The sequence below is a fragment of the Nocardia arseniciresistens genome (assembly GCF_046764875.1).
Lineage (GTDB): Bacteria > Actinomycetota > Actinomycetes > Mycobacteriales > Mycobacteriaceae > Nocardia > Nocardia arseniciresistens.
The window spans coordinates 49,873-70,620 of sequence record NZ_JBKORD010000030.1; the positions used below are offsets into that span (position 1 = coordinate 49,873).

At 63.8% G+C, this 20,748-nt stretch carries 23 protein-coding genes and 1 pseudogene; 9 read left to right on the top strand and 15 right to left on the bottom strand.

Annotation, left to right across the window (positions count from 1 at the left end):
• Nucleotides 1-98: 98 nt before the first annotated feature.
• Entirely contained in the window at nt 99-1,184 is a 1,086-nt protein-coding gene (locus ACLMAJ_RS36805; RefSeq protein ID WP_412018555.1) for a glycosyltransferase family 4 protein, read from the top strand.
• Complete coding sequence (locus ACLMAJ_RS36810; protein WP_412018532.1) at nt 1,181-2,095, top strand: hypothetical protein; 915 nt, start codon at nt 1,181-1,183, stop codon at nt 2,093-2,095. The genes ACLMAJ_RS36805 and ACLMAJ_RS36810 overlap by 4 nt, the downstream gene beginning before the upstream one ends.
• Here the strand turns inward: ACLMAJ_RS36810 and ACLMAJ_RS36815 are convergent.
• From ACLMAJ_RS36815 to ACLMAJ_RS36830, 4 genes are all read right to left on the bottom strand, one after another.
• Nucleotides 2,025-3,665, bottom strand: a complete 1,641-nt coding sequence (locus tag ACLMAJ_RS36815) for a CocE/NonD family hydrolase (protein WP_412018533.1) — start codon at nt 3,663-3,665, stop codon at nt 2,025-2,027. The genes ACLMAJ_RS36810 and ACLMAJ_RS36815 overlap by 71 nt on opposite strands.
• The gene (locus ACLMAJ_RS36820; protein WP_412018534.1) at nt 3,547-4,332 is read right to left on the bottom strand and encodes a PIG-L deacetylase family protein; all 786 of its coding nucleotides are present in this window, start codon (nt 4,330-4,332) and stop codon (nt 3,547-3,549) included. Before ACLMAJ_RS36820 ends, ACLMAJ_RS36815 begins: the two co-directional genes overlap by 119 nt.
• Nucleotides 4,329-5,042 (bottom strand): lysophospholipid acyltransferase family protein, encoded by a 714-nt coding sequence (locus ACLMAJ_RS36825; RefSeq protein WP_412018556.1) that lies wholly within the window; start codon nt 5,040-5,042, stop codon nt 4,329-4,331. The genes ACLMAJ_RS36820 and ACLMAJ_RS36825 overlap by 4 nt, the downstream gene beginning before the upstream one ends.
• A gap of 691 nt (nt 5,043-5,733) precedes the next feature.
• Complete coding sequence (locus ACLMAJ_RS36830) at nt 5,734-6,207, bottom strand: hypothetical protein (RefSeq protein WP_412018535.1); 474 nt, start codon at nt 6,205-6,207, stop codon at nt 5,734-5,736.
• 82 nt (nt 6,208-6,289) lie between these two features.
• Between ACLMAJ_RS36830 and ACLMAJ_RS36835 the strand changes: the two genes are divergently transcribed.
• Nucleotides 6,290-6,727: a hypothetical protein gene (locus ACLMAJ_RS36835; RefSeq protein WP_412018536.1), complete on the top strand. Its 438-nt coding sequence runs from the start codon at nt 6,290-6,292 to the stop codon at nt 6,725-6,727.
• A gap of 104 nt (nt 6,728-6,831) precedes the next feature.
• Nucleotides 6,832-7,605 (top strand): ketopantoate reductase C-terminal domain-containing protein, encoded by a 774-nt coding sequence (locus tag ACLMAJ_RS36840; RefSeq protein WP_412018537.1) that lies wholly within the window; start codon nt 6,832-6,834, stop codon nt 7,603-7,605.
• On the opposite strand, the gene ACLMAJ_RS36845 is transcribed toward ACLMAJ_RS36840, so the two are convergent.
• From ACLMAJ_RS36845 to ACLMAJ_RS36855, 3 genes are read right to left on the bottom strand one after another with little or no spacing between them, the layout of a single operon-like run.
• Nucleotides 7,521-8,927 (bottom strand): cytochrome P450, encoded by a 1,407-nt coding sequence (locus tag ACLMAJ_RS36845; protein ID WP_412018557.1) that lies wholly within the window; start codon nt 8,925-8,927, stop codon nt 7,521-7,523. The two genes, ACLMAJ_RS36840 and ACLMAJ_RS36845, sit on opposite strands and share 85 nt — an antisense overlap.
• A gap of 5 nt (nt 8,928-8,932) precedes the next feature.
• Entirely contained in the window at nt 8,933-10,123 is a 1,191-nt protein-coding gene (locus ACLMAJ_RS36850) for an MAB_1171c family putative transporter (RefSeq protein ID WP_412018538.1), read from the bottom strand.
• The gene (locus ACLMAJ_RS36855) at nt 10,120-10,635 is read right to left on the bottom strand and encodes a hypothetical protein (protein WP_412018539.1); all 516 of its coding nucleotides are present in this window, start codon (nt 10,633-10,635) and stop codon (nt 10,120-10,122) included. Before ACLMAJ_RS36855 ends, ACLMAJ_RS36850 begins: the two co-directional genes overlap by 4 nt.
• Before the next feature lie 1,323 nt (nt 10,636-11,958).
• Between ACLMAJ_RS36855 and ACLMAJ_RS36860 the strand changes: the two genes are divergently transcribed.
• Entirely contained in the window at nt 11,959-12,447 is a 489-nt protein-coding gene (locus ACLMAJ_RS36860; RefSeq protein ID WP_412018540.1) for a hypothetical protein, read from the top strand.
• Between the two features lie 157 nt (nt 12,448-12,604).
• The gene (locus tag ACLMAJ_RS36865) at nt 12,605-13,627 is read left to right on the top strand and encodes a DUF6492 family protein (RefSeq protein ID WP_412018541.1); all 1,023 of its coding nucleotides are present in this window, start codon (nt 12,605-12,607) and stop codon (nt 13,625-13,627) included.
• A gap of 859 nt (nt 13,628-14,486) precedes the next feature.
• Here ACLMAJ_RS36865 and ACLMAJ_RS36870 read toward each other — a convergent pair.
• Nucleotides 14,487-14,897: a hypothetical protein gene (locus ACLMAJ_RS36870; RefSeq protein WP_412018542.1), complete on the bottom strand. Its 411-nt coding sequence runs from the start codon at nt 14,895-14,897 to the stop codon at nt 14,487-14,489.
• 146 nt (nt 14,898-15,043) lie between these two features.
• Between ACLMAJ_RS36870 and ACLMAJ_RS36875 the strand changes: the two genes are divergently transcribed.
• Both ACLMAJ_RS36875 and ACLMAJ_RS36880 read left to right on the top strand, forming a co-directional pair.
• Nucleotides 15,044-15,406: a hypothetical protein gene (locus ACLMAJ_RS36875; protein WP_412018543.1), complete on the top strand. Its 363-nt coding sequence runs from the start codon at nt 15,044-15,046 to the stop codon at nt 15,404-15,406.
• Nucleotides 15,325-15,957 (top strand): tyrosine-type recombinase/integrase, encoded by a 633-nt coding sequence (locus tag ACLMAJ_RS36880; protein WP_412018544.1) that lies wholly within the window; start codon nt 15,325-15,327, stop codon nt 15,955-15,957. The genes ACLMAJ_RS36875 and ACLMAJ_RS36880 overlap by 82 nt, the downstream gene beginning before the upstream one ends.
• 47 nt (nt 15,958-16,004) lie before the next feature.
• Here the strand turns inward: ACLMAJ_RS36880 and ACLMAJ_RS36885 are convergent, their stop codons facing one another.
• From ACLMAJ_RS36885 to ACLMAJ_RS36910, 6 genes and pseudogenes are all read right to left on the bottom strand, one after another.
• A complete protein-coding gene (locus tag ACLMAJ_RS36885) occupies nt 16,005-16,547 on the bottom strand; it encodes a DUF6985 domain-containing protein (RefSeq protein ID WP_412018545.1) in 543 nt (180 codons plus the stop codon).
• A gap of 68 nt (nt 16,548-16,615) precedes the next feature.
• Entirely contained in the window at nt 16,616-17,278 is a 663-nt protein-coding gene (locus ACLMAJ_RS36890; protein WP_412018546.1) for a transposase, read from the bottom strand.
• A 37-nt stretch (nt 17,279-17,315) separates the two neighbouring features.
• Nucleotides 17,316-17,480: a hypothetical protein gene (locus ACLMAJ_RS36895; protein WP_412018547.1), complete on the bottom strand. Its 165-nt coding sequence runs from the start codon at nt 17,478-17,480 to the stop codon at nt 17,316-17,318.
• Nucleotides 17,481-17,490: 10 nt separating this feature from the next.
• Entirely contained in the window at nt 17,491-17,811 is a 321-nt protein-coding gene (locus ACLMAJ_RS36900) for a transposase (protein WP_412018548.1), read from the bottom strand.
• Nucleotides 17,812-17,849: 38 nt separating this feature from the next.
• A pseudogene (locus ACLMAJ_RS36905) lies at nt 17,850-18,617 on the bottom strand (IS110 family transposase); the annotation flags it as partial.
• Between the two features lie 74 nt (nt 18,618-18,691).
• Nucleotides 18,692-19,132, bottom strand: a complete 441-nt coding sequence (locus ACLMAJ_RS36910) for an IS110 family transposase (protein WP_412018549.1) — start codon at nt 19,130-19,132, stop codon at nt 18,692-18,694.
• A 407-nt stretch (nt 19,133-19,539) separates the two neighbouring features.
• On the opposite strand from ACLMAJ_RS36910, the gene ACLMAJ_RS36915 reads away from it, so the two are divergent.
• On the top strand, nt 19,540-19,980 hold the full coding sequence (locus ACLMAJ_RS36915; RefSeq protein WP_412018550.1) for a TauD/TfdA family dioxygenase: 441 nt from the start codon (nt 19,540-19,542) through the stop codon (nt 19,978-19,980).
• A 493-nt stretch (nt 19,981-20,473) separates the two neighbouring features.
• On the opposite strand, the gene ACLMAJ_RS36920 is transcribed toward ACLMAJ_RS36915, so the two are convergent.
• Nucleotides 20,474-20,748, bottom strand: a 275-nt coding sequence (locus ACLMAJ_RS36920) for a helix-turn-helix domain-containing protein (RefSeq protein WP_412018551.1), incomplete at its 5' end; no start/stop codon positions are given.

The window sequence follows — 20,748 nt, forward strand, 5'->3', positions numbered from 1 at the left end:
TATGCGTCAAGTTCCGACATTCCTTGTAGGCCAGAACTATTCTTCCGAATGTTGTCGACACCAGGGGGACTTACTGTGGCACGGGGCAAACGTTGATAGTGCATCTGACCGATGTTTTCGCGCCCCGCATCGGGGGCATCGAGGTGCTGGTCGAGTCCCTGGCTCGCGCACAGGCCGCTGTCGGCGAGGAAGTTCACGTCATCACCGCGACCGTCGGCGGCAGTGACTCGGATCTGCCGTTCCAGGTCCACCGGCCACGTCGAATGACCGGCGTGCGCAGGATACTTCGGCGACTGCAGCCCAGCGTCGTGCACATACACGTGAGTGTGGCGTCACCGCTGGCGGTGTACTCCGCGCACCACGCGCTTCGGTTGTGTATCCCGCTCGTGATCACGGTGCACAGCATGTGGGATCCTCCGGTCCGGGCCTGCTACAGCCTGCTCGGGCGGCTGGCCGGCTGGCACGACGGCATGGTGTTCACGGCGGTGAGTACAGTCGTCGCCGACCAGGTCGGGCGGGCGTTGTCCAGTACCCCCGTCGTAGTGCCCAACGCGGTGACACCTGATCTGTGGAGGGTGCCGTCCACGAGTGGCACCGGTCTGCATGTCGTTTCGGTAGGCAGGCTGGTTACGCGCAGGCAACCGTTGAAGCTGCTCGAGGTGCTGCGGCTGGCGCATGACCGGCTTGCCGGAGAGGTGCGGGTGCGCGCCACGATCGTCGGCTCGGGCCCGCGCCGCGGTGCGATGCTCCGCTATCTGCGCAGGCATGGCATGGCTGAGTGGGTGCATCTGGTGGGTTCGCAGGATCATTGGGCGGTGCGCGAGATCTTGGCGTCGGCGGATGTGTACCTGAATGTCACACGTCGCGAGGCCTTCGGGTTGGCGACCTTGGAGGCTCGAACGGCCGGTGTCCCGGTGATCGCTCGATCCGGCACCGGCGTAGCAGATTTCGTCGAGGATGGCCGCGAGGGTCTGCTGGGCAGCTCCACCGAGGACCTCGTCACCGCACTGGTATCGCTGGGCCGGCGACGGACGTTGCGCGATCGCATCAGCGCCCATAATCGAGCCGTACCCCCTGCCGAATTCAGTTGGCCTGTCGTACTGGATCGGCTGCGTACCTGCTACGACGATGCCGCACGGCGCGTCGTGGTAGGTCCGGCCCGCAGGGAGGACGCGCTCAGATGATCTCGCTAACACATGTCGCCCGCATCGGCTGGAGCAACGCCGAACATCTCCGAAAACGGTTCGTCAACACGACGATCAGCGGTTTTGCGCACGACCTCTCGCGGGCCGTACGGCTGTTGCGCCGGGATCCGCCGACGCGCACGGTGCCTGCCCGCGCCGAGCGCGTGATCATCACGTTGTCGACTGTGCCGCACCGTGTGCAGTACCTGGGTCCGGTGCTGCGCAGCCTGCTCGACCAGACCGAACCCGCCGATCGGGTGGTACTTACCTGGCCGCGGCACTCGCTACGCACAGGTGACCCCTACCCGCAACCGCCGACACTGCCGTCGGGCGTGGAAGTGCTGCGCTGTACGGATCTGGGCCCAGCGACAAAACTGCTGCCCACGCTGCTGGCCGAGCCGGACGCCGTCATCGTGGTGGTCGACGATGACGCGATCTATCCGGATACGTTCGTTGCGGATCTGCTCGCGGCGCATCGCGTGGAGCCGAAAGCCGCTGTGGGAGTGCGGGGATCGAGCGTGCGGTTCGACCGCGACCCACGCTATTTCGGACACGTATACGGAACCGCGGTGCCCGAGGCCACCACAGTCGATGTGCTGATGGGGATGTGGGGATATCTGATCCCGCCCGGAGCGCTGGACGACGATGTCCACGATTTCGACGGCTGGCCGCCGGAAATGCGATGGCAGGACGATGTGTGGATCTCCGGGCACCTGGCGCGCCGGGGTGTGCCGCGGTTGGTGATACCGATACGCGGGGTGCCGATCGAGGCGGCGGGCGCGTTCGTAGGCGCGCTGCACCACACAGTGAACAGGTCCGGCCGTAACGAGGCCGTCGCCCTCAGCACGTTCCGAGACCGGTGGGGACCGTCGGCAGAATCAGGGACGAAGGACCGCTCGGGTCGCGAATGAGCTCGTAGGTGGCCGGGTCCGGCTGCCGCATGTAGCGCGGAACCGCTGCTCCGCACACCTGCACGCGCAGCTGATGTCCGGTGGCGAACCGGTGCGCGATCGGCCACAACTCGACCCGGATATCGTCCTCGTCGGTTGGTGGCTCGACCCGCCGTACGCCTTCGCAGATGTTGAATGATCGCCCACCGGGATGAACGTCGCACATGCGCACGACGACATCGGAGACGGCACGCCCGCGCGGCGGATGTGCGGTGGCTATGCGCAACCGAAGCTCGGCGACCACCGTTCCGATGATCTCGAGCGGTGCGTCAAGCGGGTCGCTGGTGTAGGTCAGCAGGTCGGGCCGACTTTCGATCTGCCGGCAGTCCTGTGGCCGCGAGAACCCGACGATCACGGGACCACGGGGAGCGGGCGTGGGGTCCGCAGGGTCGTATCGAAAATGATCGCTCCCCGCCTGCTCAGCAGACACACGCGACAGCCGCCCGAACTCGCGCAAGTGCCACCGCACTGGACTGGTTCCGGGTGGAGGCCAGGAAGCGTATTCGCGCCAGCGCCGGACCCCGGTGACGAACAGGCGAACGGGCCGGGGAGACGGGCGATCCTCACCTCCACGCAGGTGGGCGTGAAACCACTGCCGGGCTTCACGATTCGCGACGACGAACTGGCGGAGGTTGTAATGCCCCCATGGTCCGATGGTGAGTCGCGGCGCACCACCAGCCGCACTCAAGGCGGCATAGTCGCGGACGAGGCCCGGCAGGAAGATGTCGTACCAGCCGCCGACCAGATGCACTGGGATTCCGGCGCACTTCGCGGGTTCACGACCGTGGTCGAGAAGTTTCCGCAACTGGCTGCCCGCACCGATGTCGGCGATCACGGCTTGATAGAAGGAGACCGTTCGACCACCGGTCAGCACATCCAACTCCGCGGCCGGGCGGCCCGACGCGATCGCCCGGCGCGCCCTACGGGGCGCCCGCAGCGCGGTGATGAAGCTGTGATTTGAACACCAGATCAGCACGGACTCCAGCGCAGTCGAGCCGCCTGTGAAGATCGTGTCGGCAACCGATGAGGCCGCGACATGAACTGAAACAGCACGCAATTCGGGGGTGTCGGCCGCAATAGCCCAGTGTGCGAACCCTATCGCGCTCATTCCATGCAACGCCAACCGTCCGTCGAACCACACCTGACCGCGAAGCCACTCGATCGTCGCCAACCCGTCGGCACGCTCGGTGCTCAGCGGTAACACATCCTCGGCCGAGCGGCCGTCCTGCACCACGACCTGAAATCCTGCGCGCGCGAAATACAATCCATAGATGATGCCAAGCGGTCGACGTCCCATCGGGGATCGCACCAGGATGGTCGGTCCGGGTGCACTCGACGCACGGTGGTACCGGTCGGCGAGCAGGCGTTCACCATCCGGCATCGGAACGGACAGGTCTCTCTCTATGCGGAGGTCAAACATCACGCTGGACAAACCATTCCGTGCCGCAGATCCGTCGAAACAACGGCATCGGTAGCCGCCGCAGCAAACGCAGGGTACGCAAGCCATCACCGCCACCCGCCTGGCTGGCATGGGCCATCATGCTGGCGCGCTTGACGCTCGCATAGCGTCGCACGTCAACCCGGTGGGTGATGTCCGCGCCGGGAACAAAGCTCGTGCTGAACCGATCCATCGCTACCCCTGTGGGCAACAATCCGACAGCATTTACCAAGCGCAATACCCTCAGTAGCTGATCGCGATCGACTGTCGCCTCCAGCAACAACGGTGTGGCAGCCTGCCGCGCCGCCGCCGCAACCACCTGATGAACCTGCACGTGATCGGGATGTCCGTAACCTCCGGATGCGTCATAGGAAGTGACCACCCCGGCCCGTTCCTCGATCAAGAGTGCGGCAAGCCGCTCGGCCGCCTGGGCGACAGGTACGCCGCAGAAGCCGCCTGGCACGTCACCGTCGAGTCCGGAATCCGCATACCCCAGGAATTCCACCCGGTCGCATCCCAGGACTGCGGCTGATGCCAATGCCTCCGCCTCGCGACGCGCTGCGAGCTGCGGACCTGGTGGCGAATCCGCAAGTCCCGCGGCGCCATCGGTCGCGAACACGACGACCGTGCGCCGTCCGGCCTCGCTGACCCTGCGCATCGTTCCCGCCGTCAACAGTGATTCGTCGTCGGGATGGGCGTGCACGAAGACCCACGGTGTATCCGGCGCGCCGAGCCACTCGACGGGGGTTTGGGATGTCACGCTTCGCGCCGATCCCGTGCGTCATTCTCCGCAGCGTCCAGGGCCACAGCCTCGGCCGGGGTGAGTGCGGACCCGCCGAGATGACGGGGTTGCCACCACTGTCCCGTCCCGGAGTGGGGGTACTCCCGCTGTGCTCGGTCCAAAAGATCCTTTATACAGTCACGCAGCTGGATGGTGATGTAGTCCGGGTCGTCGTCAGCCGCGGGGAACATCGGCTCACCCACGATCACCGTGAGTGGTAGACCCTGCTGATTGAGCTCACGGTGGTGCGTGGTCCACAGCCGCTGCGTGCCCCATACAGCCACGGGCACCAGTGGCACCCCTGACCCTGCCGCCAACCGTGCTGCTCCCGTCCGCAACCGCTGGACGGTGAACGATCGCGCGATCGTCGCTTCCGGAAACACCCCGATGAGTTCCCCTGCGTCGAGCGCGGCGGTCGCGGCGCGGTAAGCCTCGCCATCACCGCCGGAACCCACTGCGATGTGCCGCATACTGCGCATCGCAGCGCCATACACACGATGGTCGAAATGCTCCTGCGTCGAGAGGAACCTAGCCACCCGGCCCACCTTGTCCGCAGCAAGCGCGATAGCGAAAGGGTCCAAATACGACACGTGATTGCTGGCCACCACCGCACCTCCGACACGAGGCAGGTGTGATTCATCGACTATCCGAGTCCGCAGGCGCAATACGCGCTGACCGGCCTTCACCATGGAAACCGCAACAGGATAAACGATTTCATTCACAATTCGAATTTAGCCGCTACGGACCGGCACCGAGCATGCCGGGGTCATGCGCTCGGTGCTGCCGGACGGCTATCGCCGTACGGACCGGAACGGCCTGCGGCGTCGGCGGCGAACGCCGTGTCGGCCAGTGGGCATTTTTCATTCTCAGCTCGACATACACCAGGGGGCCTGGAGGATTGGGTAGAGTCCCGCGCGGACATGGGGAAGCCTCTGGTAGATCAGTTGTCATCCAAACGACTGTCCACCAAAGGCTTCAGATGCAGTGCGGCGCTGCCGTATGGGCATCACGGACACCGGCCGGGTTGAAGCATTTAACGAGCTGCTGCGCGAAATCCCGCACTGGTCCTCGCCGACATCGTCGGTGGCCACCCGCGATTCGCCGCAGAACGCGCCTCGGTCCTTGCGACCGATTGGGCCAACTGACGCCGCCGTCCGAGCCCGCCCGTCGCCCACACATCCGTGACATCTGGGGGCATACGAGCACGCCGAAAATCGGATGGCACCGGTCGCAATCGCTTGCCGGTACATTTCGGCTCGATGCTCCTCGACCCCTTAATCGTCAAGGCGGAGTCCAGGACGGCCAGCACCTTGGCGCGCTTCTCGCGGCTGGTGCGCTCCCTGGCGTCTCGGAGGACCTGGGCAGAAGTCCGAGGTCGGGTCATCTGGTTTGTCCTGGCTCGATGACGGTCAGCGGCAGGGAGAGTCGACGCGCTGTCGGTGAGGGGATGCCGTCGGCAGCACGGACTCTGCGTAGCACTACGGATGCTTCCTTGACAGCGTGGCGCTCGTCGGTGGGGAACTGGTCCAGATGTTCCCGGACGACTTCGACGACCTGGCCGAAGGCGGCGATCTGGTCGGTGAGGTCGCGAACGACGAACTCGTCGGTGTCCATCGCCTGCGCGATCTCACGGTCTGTCTCGAGGGCGCGGACATGGTCCTCGACAGCGGGGAGGTAGGACGGGTCGGGCCGATAGAACCCGCATCCGGCGCATTGGAACCGGATCGGGCAGGCCTTGCCGCCCGCCTTGACGTTGCTGGGTTCGTGGCAGTTGCCGAACGGGACGGCCACCGACTTGGCTTGGTAGGCGGTGGCCGATCTGATAGGCGCGCGGTGCCCGTTGCGGTCGATCACGTGTGTTCGTATTGTGTTGATTGCCTGACGTTTTCGGTTCGGTGAGACCTTGAAAGTAGCCCATGGTCGTATCAAATGATTTGTGGTCCATGAGGTCTTTGAGCACCTCGACGCGGATCCCGGCGTCGGCGTGACGTTGGGCGTAGGAGAACCGGAACGCGTAGGGAACGATCGCACTGCGATCGAACGGCAACGCAATATGCTGCTTCGACCCGACGGCACCGTGGTTGTTGTCGACTGGGCGTGGCCGTGCCGCGGCGCCGCCTGGGTCGATCTGGTCTCGCTGGCACCCTCGATCGCCGCCAGCGGGATCGACCCCGACCCGATCCTGGCCACCCATCCCACAACGCGTGACACCGATCCCGCCGCGATCAGCGCCTTTGTGTGCGCGCTGACCGGCTATTGGACACGCAAAAGCCGCAGACCAGCACCGCCCCGGTCACCGAAACTACGTCGCTACCAAGCCCATGCGGCCTACGTATCCACTGAATGGTTGAGCCGCCGCCTCGGCTGGCAATAGCGCCAGCCTTGGAGATTCCCGGCCCTCACACCGACCGCGATTGCCACCATCCTGACAGACGCGGGCATCAGTACTTCGGTCTCTTCCGACATCCGCCAAGATCTATGGCGCAAACTGATGTTGATCGCATCCTTCGGTGGTGTTGCCGCATTGTCGGATGCATCTGCTGGGTTGTGCGCGACCAGCCACGCACTCGAGCGTTGGTCCATGTAGCTCTGCGCGAGGTGGCGGCGGTAGCGCGAGCGGCGTCGGTCGATATCACCGAAGCCGATGTGAGCGCGGCACTGTCCAGCCTGGACGAGTCAGATCCAGGCACCACAGCATCGATGATGCGAGATGTCTATGCTGGCAGGCCATCTGAGCTGTACGACCAGACCGCGGTGTGGTCGTGCACTACGGGGAGTTGCTCGGCGTTCCCATCCCCACCCACACTGTTATCTACAGCGCACTACTACCGCGCGAACTGCGGGCACGCGGCGATACGACAGAACCGACTTGGTCGCCGCCACCACGCCGTGCCTGCCGGGGCACGCAGCGGTTATCTCGATAGGGAGGAGATACATTCGGTTCAACCGGGACTGCTTGGAATGCGGCGTATCGGCAAAGTGAATGAGAATCGGTGGTTCGCTCGGCAAAGTGCCAGGTCAAAAAGTGTGCTCCCCGCGCACGCGGGGATGATCCGGCCCTCGAAATCGCCGATCTGCGTAAACGCATCGGCTGCGGCAGCACCTCGCTCACCTCGCCGGAGTCGAGTCGCAGGTGCTTCCGCAGCTCTGTGCTCCACAACCAACGATTACGAGGGTGTTATTGGCCGCTTGTGGAGTCGGAGCCGGAATCCCTTGGGCTTGAGGGTGATTTGTTCGCCGACATCGAGTTGATAGCCCGGTTCTGGTTCGAAGGTGAACGCATGGATGATACGGGCGAGCGCGAGCAGGATCTCGTGGTAAGCGAATTGACGTCCGATGCAGGCGCGTTCACCGGTGCCGAAGGGCTTGTATGCCTTGAGGACGTTGGGGTCGAGCTTGCGCAGGTTCTCGGGTAGGAACCGATCGGGATCGAACTCGTCGTGGTCGGGTCCCCAGCCCGTGTCGCGGTGGGCGGCAAGGGTCAGCACGAACACCCAGTCACCTTGTTCGAAGCTGTACAGGCCGTCACCAATGGTGGTGTCATGCTTGGCTTCTCGGAAATAACCTGGTGCGATCGGCCATAGGCGCAGTGTCTCGTCGACGACGCGGCGTAGATAGCGAAGCTTTGCGACATCGTTGTAGCCGAGCTCGCGATCAGGGCAACGCTGGTCGATTTCGGTGCGGGCGCGGGCGGCGACGTCGGGGTGATTCGCCAGGAAGTACAGGGCGAACGCGAGCACGCCCGCGGAGGTTTCGTGACCGGCGACCAGGAATGTGAGGATCTGGTGGCGGATGTTCTTCTCGTCGAGGGTGTTGCCGGTGGTGTCGTCGGCGCTGTTGAGCATCAGGCCGAGCAGGTCGCGGGTGCTGTCAGGGTCTTCGCGGCGCCGGGTGGCGATGACGTCGTCGACGAGTTGTTTGGCGAAGGCGATGTCGTTGGTCTGCTGTTCGGCGCGGCGGCGGGGGAACTTGTGCAGGACGGGTGGGAGGTTGGCGTTGCGGTTGACGAATCGCAGACCGCGGGTCATCGCCGCGACGAACGGGTGCTCATCGGTGTCTGCGCGGGTGAACGAGTCGAAGCTGGTGCTGAAACCGCTGCGGCCGATGACTTCGAGGGTGAATTTGTTGGTGTCCTCGGCCACGTCGATCCATCGATCTTCGCGGTCTGACCAGTAGTTGATCAGCTCGTCGACGGTGTCGGCCATGGTTTGGTGGTAGCTGCGCATCGCAGCCTGGGTGAACGCGGGCTTGAGGATGTTGTGAGCGGTATGCCAATTCGGCTCGTTGTTGTAAGCGGTGAATAGACCGTCACGGGCGATGGGCCGCATCAGCAGGAACAGCGGGCTCAGGTTTTTGGCCCAGTGGTCTTCGTTGTTGATCTCGGACAACAGGTCGACACCGGAGACGATGACGATGGGGTATTTGACGATCAGCCGTTCGTAGATCGGGCCGAGGCTGCGAGCGTCGCGCATCGCGGCCTGCGTCGGCTTGCCCGGACGGACCGTGAGCAGGTCCCCGAGGAACGGCAGCCGAAACGGGGGATGCGGTAGCCGCTGGACGGGGCGAACTGACACATCGGTCAACGGGTTTGCTCCTTGTTCGTTGCGTGCTGCCGCAACCGTACCTGCGGCCGGGCGGCCACGATCGCGGCCTGGGCGTGTGGCCAGTGGCGGGCCAGCTCGAGCAAGCTTCGCAGTTCCGAGTCCAGGTCGCCTGCTGCGGACGGCGCGCGTGGAGCGGACTTCGCGGCGACCGGGTTTGGTAGCGCTCCAGTGTGTTTCGATTTCAGGGCCTGCGCCAACCGTATCGCGTACTCAACCATCTGCACGTCGCCGTCACCCGCGGCCACTGCATCGGCTTGGTTGGTGGCAGACATGTATGGGCGGAGGTTCAGCAGCGAGTCACGGATCTCAACGGTCATCCGGTGCAGCCGCGCCGCCGGTTCGAGCTCAATGAGCTTGTCAGCGGGGTAGAGAACCAGTCCGGGGAACGCCGCGGTGAGGTCGCGCCAGAGTGGCTGGAGTTGACGGCTGTAGCGCGCGGTCCGATCCCACCCCATTCGCGAGGTCAGCTGGCCGAACAGCGGTATTGCGGTGATGATCGCGGCTGCGAGCGTGGCAGCGAAGAAAGTGGCTGCTTTGCGGCGCATCTGCGGATCCGGCAGGGAAATGCCGGTGTAGGTGGACAACGCGGCGACCGATGGTCCGGCGATAGCGTCGAGGAGCAACCCGCCTGCTGCGGCGAAGATCGCACAGTAGACCAGCTTTTCGCGCAGCCCGAGGTCCTCGGCGCGGAACTCACGAACACTGATCCGCAGTATCGACACCGCACACACCGCCAGCGGCGCGCCGAAGACCGCCCAGAACACGATCGCCGGCCATCCGAGGGCCTGGTCGATGAGCAGACCCTGTCGCCTGGCTGGGGTTCCCGAGGCCAAGACCGCGGCGAATACGATCGTTGCCGCGGCGTCGTTGTGACGTTGCCGCTGGCGGACGGTCGCCGGATCGCCGCCACCCCACAGCTGCGCGATTCCGTAGATGCCGGCCAGGATGAACAGGATGCAGCCGAGCGAAAGTTGGTGCGCCAGGCTGGCGACATCGGGTGCGACACCGCGCTCGTGCAGCATCAGCCCGAGCACAGCCCACGCTAGCGATCGGTTGATCAGCCTGTCAGTGGATGTCTGGTTGAGCAGCATCCACCGGCCCACAGTAAGTATGAGGGTGATGACGATGACCGGCAGTGCGATATAGGCGGGCAGTGGTGAGGTCATCGGCGCCGATCACGGAAGAAGGTGCGCCTCATCGACGAGGTCGGCGCTGGTGGTCGGGTTGCGTGCAGCATTGCCGCGTCGGCGAACGCTTCGGCGTCCCGCTCGTAATCGTCGCCATAAGCGTTGCGGCCCAGGATGTGCTGGATTGATTCCAGGGAGATCGAGGGCATCAACCTGGTCAAAGTCGTGGAGCTGACCGTATGAGGCTGGCGTGCAGATTGTTGATCGTGCTCGAGCAGCATGTGCCCGATCTCGTGCAAGACGATGTGCTGGGCATGCCATGGGGAGGTGTCGCGGTCGTAGACGATGATGTCGTCGGCCGACCGGGCGATCCACAAACCGCTGCCGGTGCCGCAACCGCTGCCACCCAACGCGGAGGTATCCATCGGTGCCAACTCGATCAGCCGCCCGCGGTACTCGGCGACCGCGGCGACGTAAGCATCAAGACTCCACGGCAGAGGGATCGGCACAGCAGCAGCCAGACCGCGGAAACGATCCTCCATGCTCGACATCGACTGATCCCCCGACCGGCCTCGGCTTACTGAGTGCTCGGATCACTGTCGCCGTACTCTGCGTGCATTGTCAAGATTGCGGGGACGCTGCCAGGAACCATGCGGCGGCATCGAGTTGCTCGGCGAAAGTCTTTCTGCTGCAATCGGTGTCGTCACAGAACAACCGGCGCACTCGCAGCCGTAGCAGCACTTCCCCTGCTTGCGATCGCCGTGTTGGTCAAACGATGCTCGTAGCGACTATGCGCCCGTCCCGGCAGCGTCGAGCATCCGGAGCACGCGACCAGCGGGTTTCGAGTGCCGCCTCGATCCGTACTCCTGGCGCGCACGTTATCAATCGTCAATTCGGCCAGATGCGGGAACCAGACCGTCAGCGATCCAAGGTCGGAGCACAACCGCCACGATCAATCACACAGTGCGTGTCCGCATTTCGAGACCGGTCGATCATGCGAATTGTGCCGGATCCAGTTCTGCGCGCCGTCGGTAAATCGTCGGACGGTCATTGAAACTGTGCTGGCGACAAGCGGTTTCGGACTCCACGGTCGTTGGCGGTTACCATTCGTCGATTGGAGTCGTTCGTCGAGGCTGGCTATCTTGTGGGTGGTCAGTCGAAACCAAACCGAATCAAAATCGACCAAGTTGGTGATAGAGCACCAGGTCAACAAGTGTGCTCCCCGCGCACGCGGGGATGATCCGACGCGCACATCACCCATTACCGGGAAGTCCACGTGCTCCCGGCGCATGCGGGGATGATCCGTGCAGGGATGTACACGGAAGCCGATCTGATCAGTGCTCCCGCGCTCGCGGGGATATGCCGCAATACATTCACGGCCCACTTGATCGAATGACCAGCAGCGGCGGCTGCAGAATTCCGGCGTTCTCGCTCACTGACACGACGAGGTCATAACTGCCAGCCGTCCCCAATTTCGCTGGTGTTCAGGAGGAATGTGCACGGCAGTCACAGTCCCAGGTCGGTGTCCGGTCCCCATGGGACCGGATCCTCGATGAACTCGAGGGCGCTGTCCTCGTCGACGATTGTTGATGTCGCAGTTGCTGTTCGGCGGCCAGCTTGGCGTCGTTGAGCGTGCCGCGGCGCTGCTGTTCAGTCCATAGCTTATCGATTTGCTGCTGTAAGTCGGTGATTCGGGCACGGGTATCAGAATCGATGGCTTCGTCCTGTTGAACGGGTTGCTGGTTTGTGCTTTCGGGGTCTGGTGTGGCGAGAACTCGGTCCCATCCGTCGGCGGGGCCGGCATGGAGCACGGCATTGCGTTGGGCTTCGCGGGCAGTGGTGCGTGCTGATTCTCGGGTGCTGGTGCGGTTGGTTTGTTCGGTGACGAGTGCGTCGATGCGCGCCTGGACTTCGCGGCGTGCGCCACGGTGGTACACGGGGGTGGTCTCGAGATCGCTGCGGGCGGTGTCGAGTTCGGTGGTCAGGGCGTGAACTGCCCGGACCGCATCGCCGAGGTCCTGTTCAGAGGCATGAGCGTTGCTGATCGCTTCTTTCGCAGCGTGGTGGCGGCGGACATCACCTTCAAGGTCTTCGTCGTTGCCGTGCAGGTCGGGGGCGGGGCCGTAGAGGACGGCTTCGTTGTCGACGAGTTCGATGCACAAGTGAAGTTCATCGATTGTCACCGGTTGGAAGAGTGCGGCGATCGTTGGGAGGCTGGCGGGCAGCCGGATGTCGTTGACGGAGTCATGGTCTGGCGAGGGCAACGCCGAAGCAGCAGCGTCCCGGTCACCGACGATCATCTGCGGGCGTCTAGGTCTCCTGATTCGTTGCGAGGGGCTACGCCCCGACTAGGCGCCATGTGACGTGACGCGCGGGCCGCACCCTAGCCAAGCCTGGCTCGGTCCGTGGCCAACGGCACTCGCTGACAGCCAGTGATGAAATGCGAAGGGCCCAACGCTTTTCGAGCCACGAACCCTGGCTATGGTTACCGGCGACGATCAGTCTACGGGGAGCGTGAACGTGACCACCGAAACTGCACGCCTACCGCCGATCGACGTCATGATCCCGGTAGCAGCCAAGGATCTACCGAACCTCGACGCCTGTATCACCGGGCTGAGGGCACACTGCCGTAATCCGGTCCGATCGGTGAATATCGTCGGGTCCGCACGACTCCGCGCGCAGGTGCGGACCGGGCATGTGGTGCAGTGGATCGATGAGGAAGCGGTCTCGCCGACACCGGCCTCCGTCGAGGCGATCCTGTGCACAGCGGGCGGCGATCACCACAATTCGTCCTGGTATTTCCAGCAGCTGATCAAACTGAACTGCTTCCGCATCCTGCCGAGTACGGTCCAGCACCTCCTGGTGCTCGACGCGGACTACGCGCTCGTAGACGATGTCATGTTCGTCGAAGACGATGGCAGATCGTATCTGGCATTCGGCTATCCACTGCAATGGCGCCTCGACACCCGCCAGCACGCGATCCCCGCCCGCCACTCCGCGATCACCGCAGCGACCCGGCTACTTGCCGAGTGGAGGCCTGTCGACCCCTACAGCGGGATGCAGCATCACATGGTGTTCGACAGGCAAATCCTCGCGGACCTGATGCGGCGAGTCGAGGATCAGCACGAGCGACCGTTCTGGGAGGCATTCCTGGCGACGATAGAACACGCCAAATGGACCGGTGCTTCGGAGTATGTGCTCTACCGCCACTTCGCAGCGAAGTTCTTCCCTGAAAGGATCCGGTCACGACACCTCGACGCCATCGACATCATCCAGCCTGCCGAAAACGCTTTGTGGACATTGACCGACGCTGTCACCAGCGTCCGCCGGGCGGGAGTCAAGGCGATCGGATGTCACAGTTTCCTCAACTACCGCAACCGAATCGCCACCATGGACTACATACCCGACCAGTTACGTAGCCAGCTGCAAACAACCCACGGGGCGCTGATGCTCGAGCTCGACCAAGGTGCGCTCCACATCGCCCACGCAACCCCGCCCCTGGGTCGCACCGAGCGTCTGGGTCGAACCGCAGGTCGTGGGTGAAGTGTCGTCGCCGAGTGGACCAGTAGCCGGCCGCCTCGACACCCCTCCTGGCGAGGGCTACGCCGCGACAAGGGGCCGCGTGGCGTGAAGTGCGAATGATCACTCACGCCGATGTCCACCTGTACATCCGGTAATGCCGATTATCGGACGATCATGGCAGCCCTGCTGCCCACCGATTCCAGCACCGAGCAAGTTCCTCGGGCGGCTTTTATTGGCCAGCAAGCCAGCTACTGACATGGAGCGCGGACTACGAGCAAGCTCGCAGTGCCGATCGCGCCCGCATCGGCTGAGGTCGGGGAATCGAGGAGTAACTCCTAAGCGCCGGATCGGGCGGATTTACTCCCCGACCCCGTACCTGCAAGTTCGACGGTCCCTCAATGCTTCATGATTGGTGATCATGACCGGCGAAACGCTTCGTGGGTGGTCTCCTCCAGAAGCATGTGATCAATGCCCACATCCGATCGCCGAACATGTGGTGTGGGAACCGGACGAGCTGTGCGGTGGCTGGATGCACTGCCGTGCGGCTGGATGCCAATGCTGGCATGACTGGCCACGTCTAACCCAGCGGTACCAAACGCACTGAATTGCCGCGACCCGCGCGTCTCGAACCGGCCAGAGCGGGTGCGTGGAAGATTAACGGGCCGCGTGGTCCCCGGCCGCCGGCAGTGCGCGCTCATGGCGAATACCGAGCGTCGGCGCGCGCCCCCAAGGCACAGGGGCCGCCGGTTGCTCTCAAGCGAAAATGGTTGCGGCCGATCCGATCCAGGTTTCGGAACGGTCGCAAAGTCTCTGAGCGTGTCTACAAGCAGGCCATGCGGATGTAAGCGTGGTGCGCACAGACCTTTGACGATGCCTCGATTCACGAACTCGCGCGCCGCATGTTTGTGAAATACACCGCCGGTTCCCGCGTGATCAGCCCGTACCCGCCGTCCGGAGTCGCCGCGAACGGAGCGGGCAGATACAGCACCGGCAGCACCTCACCGATCAACGGCCGCTTCTCCCGCGTGATCCGATAACCGATCTCGACCACCTCGGGCACATCATCATCCACAACCGCACTGCCGTCGCGCCGGACGCACCGATGCGGTTCAAGCCGCACCGTCCGAATCGCCGTCCGCGCCCATCGGAACAGCACGCACTCACTCGCCCCCGGCCGCGCGTACTCCACCAACCCCACACCATCACCCCAGAAGACGAACTGCTCATCCTCCATCGAGCTGTGATACCCGGCCTCCACACTCCACTGACCGATGATCTCGTCACCACGCATCGAGCGATTGAACCACCGCGCCACCGCGCCCGGCGAGCACGTCCGCAAATGCCGCGACCCGCGCGGTCTGGGGCGTCTGGTACCGCCTAGGACGACGGCTTCTGCCATGGAGTGGAGGCCTGCGCTGTCGAGGGGCATCGTTATGCATGGGCACTTCACCAGACATCGACGTCACCTTCGCTGGTGACGACCTCGTGTTGCGGCTCTCCTCAGCCGCCTACCTTGCACGGTTCTCCGGAACCTCCCGCACCCACTGCAGCTCGGACCTGCGCCTGTACTTCGCTTGGTGTGTCGAGCGCCACGCCAGCCCGCTGGCGATGAACCGGGCCGAGATCGAACGCTTTGTCGGATGGATGTGGGAAGTACGCCGATTCAAGCCCGCCACCGTCGCACGTCGGATGGCGGTGGTGACCGGCTTCTACCGCACTTGCGTCATCGACGGCGTCCTGGAGCACTCGCCGGCCGAGTACGTACGGCGCCCGCGAGTCCCGAACGAGTCACCACACTAGAGCTTTCGCACCTGCAGTTCGAAGCACTACTTAGTGCCGCCCGAGACTCGGCCAATCGGTTCGACTTCGCGCTCGTTGTCATGCTCGGGATGCTCGGCTTACGTATCGCTGAAACCTACAGCACAGACATCGCCGACGTAGGTGAAGAACACGGCCACCGTGTCCTGCGCGTCGTGGGCAAAGGCTCCAAGATCGTGCTCGTTCCATTGCCACCCGCGGTCGGACGCGGCATCGACCGAGCGATCGCCGACCGGGATATCGGACCGATTCTGCTCAACTCTCGCGGCCGACGGATGGACCGCCACTGCGCCACCCGGCGGCTCCGCGCTCTAGCCAAGGCGTCAGTGGTCCGGCTTCCGCATATGCATCCGCACATGCTGCGCCATACCTTCGTCACGACCATGCTCGACGCTGGTGTCGACTTGCGTGATGTTCAGATCGCCGCTCGCCATGCAGATCCGCGGACCACCATGCGTTACGACCGTGCTCGGACCAATCTCGACCGGCACGCCAACTACATCCTGGCCGCCTACATGGCTTCGGGGACATGACAACTCAACGCACGCTATTGCCGAATGCCGTTCATTCTGGACTGCGCTTACCAACTACTAAGGGTCACATAGACGACACCATCGAAGCGGCTGTCGCCATAGGCGCGCGAGTTGGTGAGGTGACCGTCGTAAGGGCCTACCTTGGTCACTGTTCGGCCGTCCCTGAACACGATTTGCAGGCCGTGCTCCTGCTCCCAATCGCATTCACATTCCAGCGATACATAGACATGCTGATCACCATCGTGACCGCGAAGGACTCTCAGTTCGTCTCCGAATTGGACGTGGTCGAACACCGCGTCCTCGCTGGCGACCTCCACGTACCAATCGTTATCGCCATCGGCCACGACCGCATCCATGACGTCGCGGTAGTACGCGAAGACCGACGGTGCGGCGGCCTGGAGCGCTGACGGTGTCAGTGCCAGAAACTCGCTGACCGCTGTGTGGAAGTCCTCCGGCGTTGGATCGCTGGCGTATCCGGTGAGAGCCAGCTGGCACGAGGACCCACCGAGGACGCTGACAGGTATGGGATCGGCTCTGTAGCCGTCCAATTCGCTATCGAATGTGAGTGTGCCGAGGCTCGGGATCTGCATGCCCTCAACGTAGCAGCGCGGTTCTATAGCCCCTGGCCGAAAACGTCGGCTCATGGCTCCCCTTTATGTCAAGACATGGCTGGGAGACGGTGGTTAGGCTGGGTGGTGGTAGGTCTGGGATGTGGCTTGTCCGAAGGGCCGGTGTGCGGGGTCAGGCCGGTCGCGCTGGATTGCAAAGCCGTTCCCGATTGCCCTCCCGGGCTTGCCGTTTCGCTTCGTTTCTGGTCGGCGAGTATGCGCGTGTAGACGACGTTGGATAGTTGCCGTTTGAGCGATCGCATGGCTTCCATCGAGGTCTTCCCGGCTGCTTTTCTGGTGTCGAAATAGGTGCGTCCTGGGGTGGGGTTGCGTAGTTGAACCACGGCCATGATGTGCAGGACTCGGTTGATTCGTCGGTTCCCGGCTCGGGAGAGGCGGTGTCGTTGCTGCTCGCCTGAGGATGCGTCCAAGGGTGCGGTGCCGTTCCAGGAGGCGAATCGGTCCCGGTTGCGGAAACGGTGGACCTCACCGGTGTCGGCGAGAAGGCGTGCGGCGCTGGAAGGTCCGATGCCATGCAGGTCGGTCAGGGTCGAGCCGCGGTCGGTGACCAACTGCTGGAGTTCTTTGTCGGCGGCTTTGATCTTGCGGTCGATACTTTCGAGCTCACCGATCAACTCGACGGCCAGCCGACGCCGGGTCTTGCCGACCGGATCGCGCGGTTTGATCGTCGTGATCAGCTTGCGTGCCTGCATGGCGGAGAGGAATTTCTTGGCCCCACCAGGGAAGAGTTCAAGCAGTATCCGGTGGGAGACGGTTGACGGTCTCGGTGCGGGCCGTGCCGAGGCCATCGCGGCGATCAGCGAGCATGCCCAGCACGATCAGCTCCGAATCCGCATCGACACGATGCAGATTCGGTGAATGCAGTGCTGCCAGCGCTACCGAGTGCGCATCCACTGGGACGCTCCTATAGGTCAAGTCCTGGTAGTGGTTTCGCTCTGTCGTCCTGGTGGCAGGGGTGATGGGTCGGCGGAGCCGCACTGAGATCGTCACTGGTCAGAGCCCGGAAGATTTCCCGCGCAAGATAGCGCTTCAGACATCTGATGATTTCTCGTCTGCTCTTGCCTTCGGCAGTGCGCCGAGCTGCGTAGGAGCGAGCACGTGGGTCGTAGCTGAGCCGGTTGATCGCCAGCATGTGCAAGGCGCGGTTGGCTTCACGGTTCCCGCCGCGGTTGAGACGGTGACGAGTGATCTTGCCGGAACTGGCGAAATCGGTGCGGCACCACACATGTGCGCGAAGGCTGCCTCCGAACGCAACCGGTCCCGGTTGTCGCCCGCAGCGATGAGAAGGGCAGCACCAGTATCGGGGCCGACGCCTTTGACCTGGAACAGAGTTGGTGCGGCTAGGCCGACCAAGCGCTCGATCTCAGTATCGAGCGTGGCGATCTCTTCCGAGAGGTTGCGGTAACGCACCGCCAATGACTTCAAGGCCAGCCTGCTGGCCGCCTCGAGGGTGCCGATCCGACCTGGACGGAACCGGGCGGCGGCTTCGGCCAGTCGCGCGATCGACAAGCGGCGCAAGCGGTCTCGCAAGGCCTGCGGTGCGGTGACGATCACCGCATGCAGCTGGTTGGCGGCCTGGGTGCGTGCGTGCATCGCAGACTTGCGGGCGAGGCGCAGCGTGCGGATCATTTCGACGGCGCCGTCTTGCGATTTCGGTTGCCCGACAACTGTTCCCGATTGAACCGCGCGGGCCGCGGACTCAGCGTCGAGAGCATCAGATTTACCGGAGAGTCGTCGTTTCTGTCGGGTGGGTCGAATGACTTCGACAACATCGAATCCGTGGCTGCGCAGGTAGCGGGTCAAACCGGCACCGTGGGATCCGGTGCCCTCGACGCCGAATTGTCCTGGAACACCCAGACTTCGAGTCCATTCGACCAGGCGACGGTGTCCCCTTCCATCGGTCGTGACACTGATGGTGTCGAGTTTGCGGCCGAACTGGTCCAGCGCAACAGCGACATGGATATCCAGGTGTGTATCCACGCCCACGGTCACCACGACCTGGTCCACCTCTGCGACCTTGACCTTGTCCACAAAACCTCCCGACTCGCCGCTGATGAGACAGCGCCCCCGGCCGGGCAGCGCGGGCAGGACTGTGGTGGGAAGGTTCAAGCTCCTATGAGGCCACAGCGCACCCGGCCGAGGACTGCCAGTGGTGTTCTCCCAGTGGCCGACGTGTCCCCGTCAAGGCGCGAAGCCGATCGGTTTTTGGGTCCAGCCACCGGAAGAACACCGCGCCCATCATGCCCACAATCGGTTTTGCGCCCGTTGCCGGTGGCGAACACACGCACTTGCGCTGATAATTTTGCCGGCACATCCAGCACCGGTTCACCGTCGTGGACCAGCCGGTAGGCGATGTGGCGGCCTATGCCGTTGCAGCCTTCGATCGCCCACACTCGATCGGTGAATCGACGCCCGGCACGCAGCATGTCGGCATAGCCGGCCTTGTCGGTGTCGTACCGGCCGAGGGCCAGTACCTTCCCGATGTCATCGATGATTTCGATGGTGGCCGAGCGTTTGTGCGGATCCATTCCGATGATGACCGCCACTGGTGTTCTCCCTGGTTAGCATGTGTTTTGAGGCTAGGGAGGGCACCGCTACTTCGAGCCCGGGCAAACCCCTTTCGAGCCACTCCCCGCACGGCGCCCGGTGAGACGCAAGCCATGAGAGAGCCACACCGATCACGATGGTGGGCAGCCGCATTGGGGGAGCGTCTCACCGGGCACCTGGACCAGAGCTTGGTCGAGCACCGGTCCTATAGCCAGTTTTAAGTAGCCGCTTACCGCGCGGGGCACGCAGCTGCACTCGCGCGTACTCCGGTTAAGAGTCGCGGCGTTTCGAGAACTCACACAGCTCGGCCGAATACTTCATCCTCGACGACACGACTTCATCCTCCTCGAGGACGAAGTCTCCGGATTTGCCGGTAACCCTGAATCATCGGATGTCGGGGTCGTCGATGGCGCCACCCACCAACCCCGACGGTATCGCCCTGCGCCTCGACGGCGCGACCGTCACCGGTGGCCTCTTCGCCCGCGGGTTCGCCGACACGATTTGGGCTCCCGGCGCGAGCATCGGTGTCCATGTCGACCTTTCTTCGGCGGCTCGCTGGTCGCGGGATAGGGGGGTCGACGCACATTCGCGGATGGCCACGATCGCGACGACCGCGCTGACACCCGGCGACCTGGCCATTGTCGACAACCGAGTCACCGTCCACGGCCGCACCGCCTTCCGACCTCGCTACGACGGCGCGGACCGCTGGTTGCAACGCACGTTCGCCATCACCGACCCGCGCCGCTCCCGCGATCACCGGCCAGACGACGGATACATCCTCACTCCCGCTGCCCCAGAGACCCTGCACGCTGCCCCAAACCCATACGTGCAGCGTCGAAGAATCTAGTTGCGGTGCAGCGTTGCCCAGGTTGCTTGCGAGCTCTTGTGCGTTGACCAGTTGCTCGATGGCTCGATGGCTCGATGGCTCGATGGCTCGATGGCTCGATGGCTCGATGGCACGCTTCGCGTTCGCGCCACATCGGCTCTTTCTTCTGAGCAGGCCAGTCAGCGCTACGCCACCCTGGCGTGCATTTATCGAGGATCTGCTCGGCTACCTGAGCTGCGGCTTGTACCTCGGCTTTCGGTTTGACGAGGGCCCAGTGCTGGAATCCGATCGAATTCGGTGGGCTTGGGACGTATCTGATCTCCGCAATCTGCAAGAAGCCGCGCAGCTTCTCGATAGCCCACTCGTGATTGATACCTGTCATCTTCGGAATGTTCCTCCGACAAGGCGGGATGGCCAAAGCCGTGAGATTTCACTGCCGCTTAGGTTCACATACCGCTGAGTCTGGCTGTGCCGCAGGCGATACCGCCTCTGCAGCCCGGCGGCCGGGGGTCGCTCAGCCCGCAGAGGGGTTTGCGGGCGGGCGGTCGTCGAGGGCGTGCTGCAGGTCGGTGTTGATGCGTTTGGCCTCGACGAGCTGGTCCTCGAGGATCACGATGCGGCACGCCGCGTCGAGGGGGTCACCGGCGTCGACGAGCTCGCGCACGCGTCCTGCGATACGCAGCTGGTAGCGGGAGTAGCGGCGGTGCCCGCCGGCCGATCGCTGCGGGGTCAACAGTTCGGCGGCGTCGAGAGCGCGCAGGAACGCTTGGGTGACGCCGAGGATTTCCG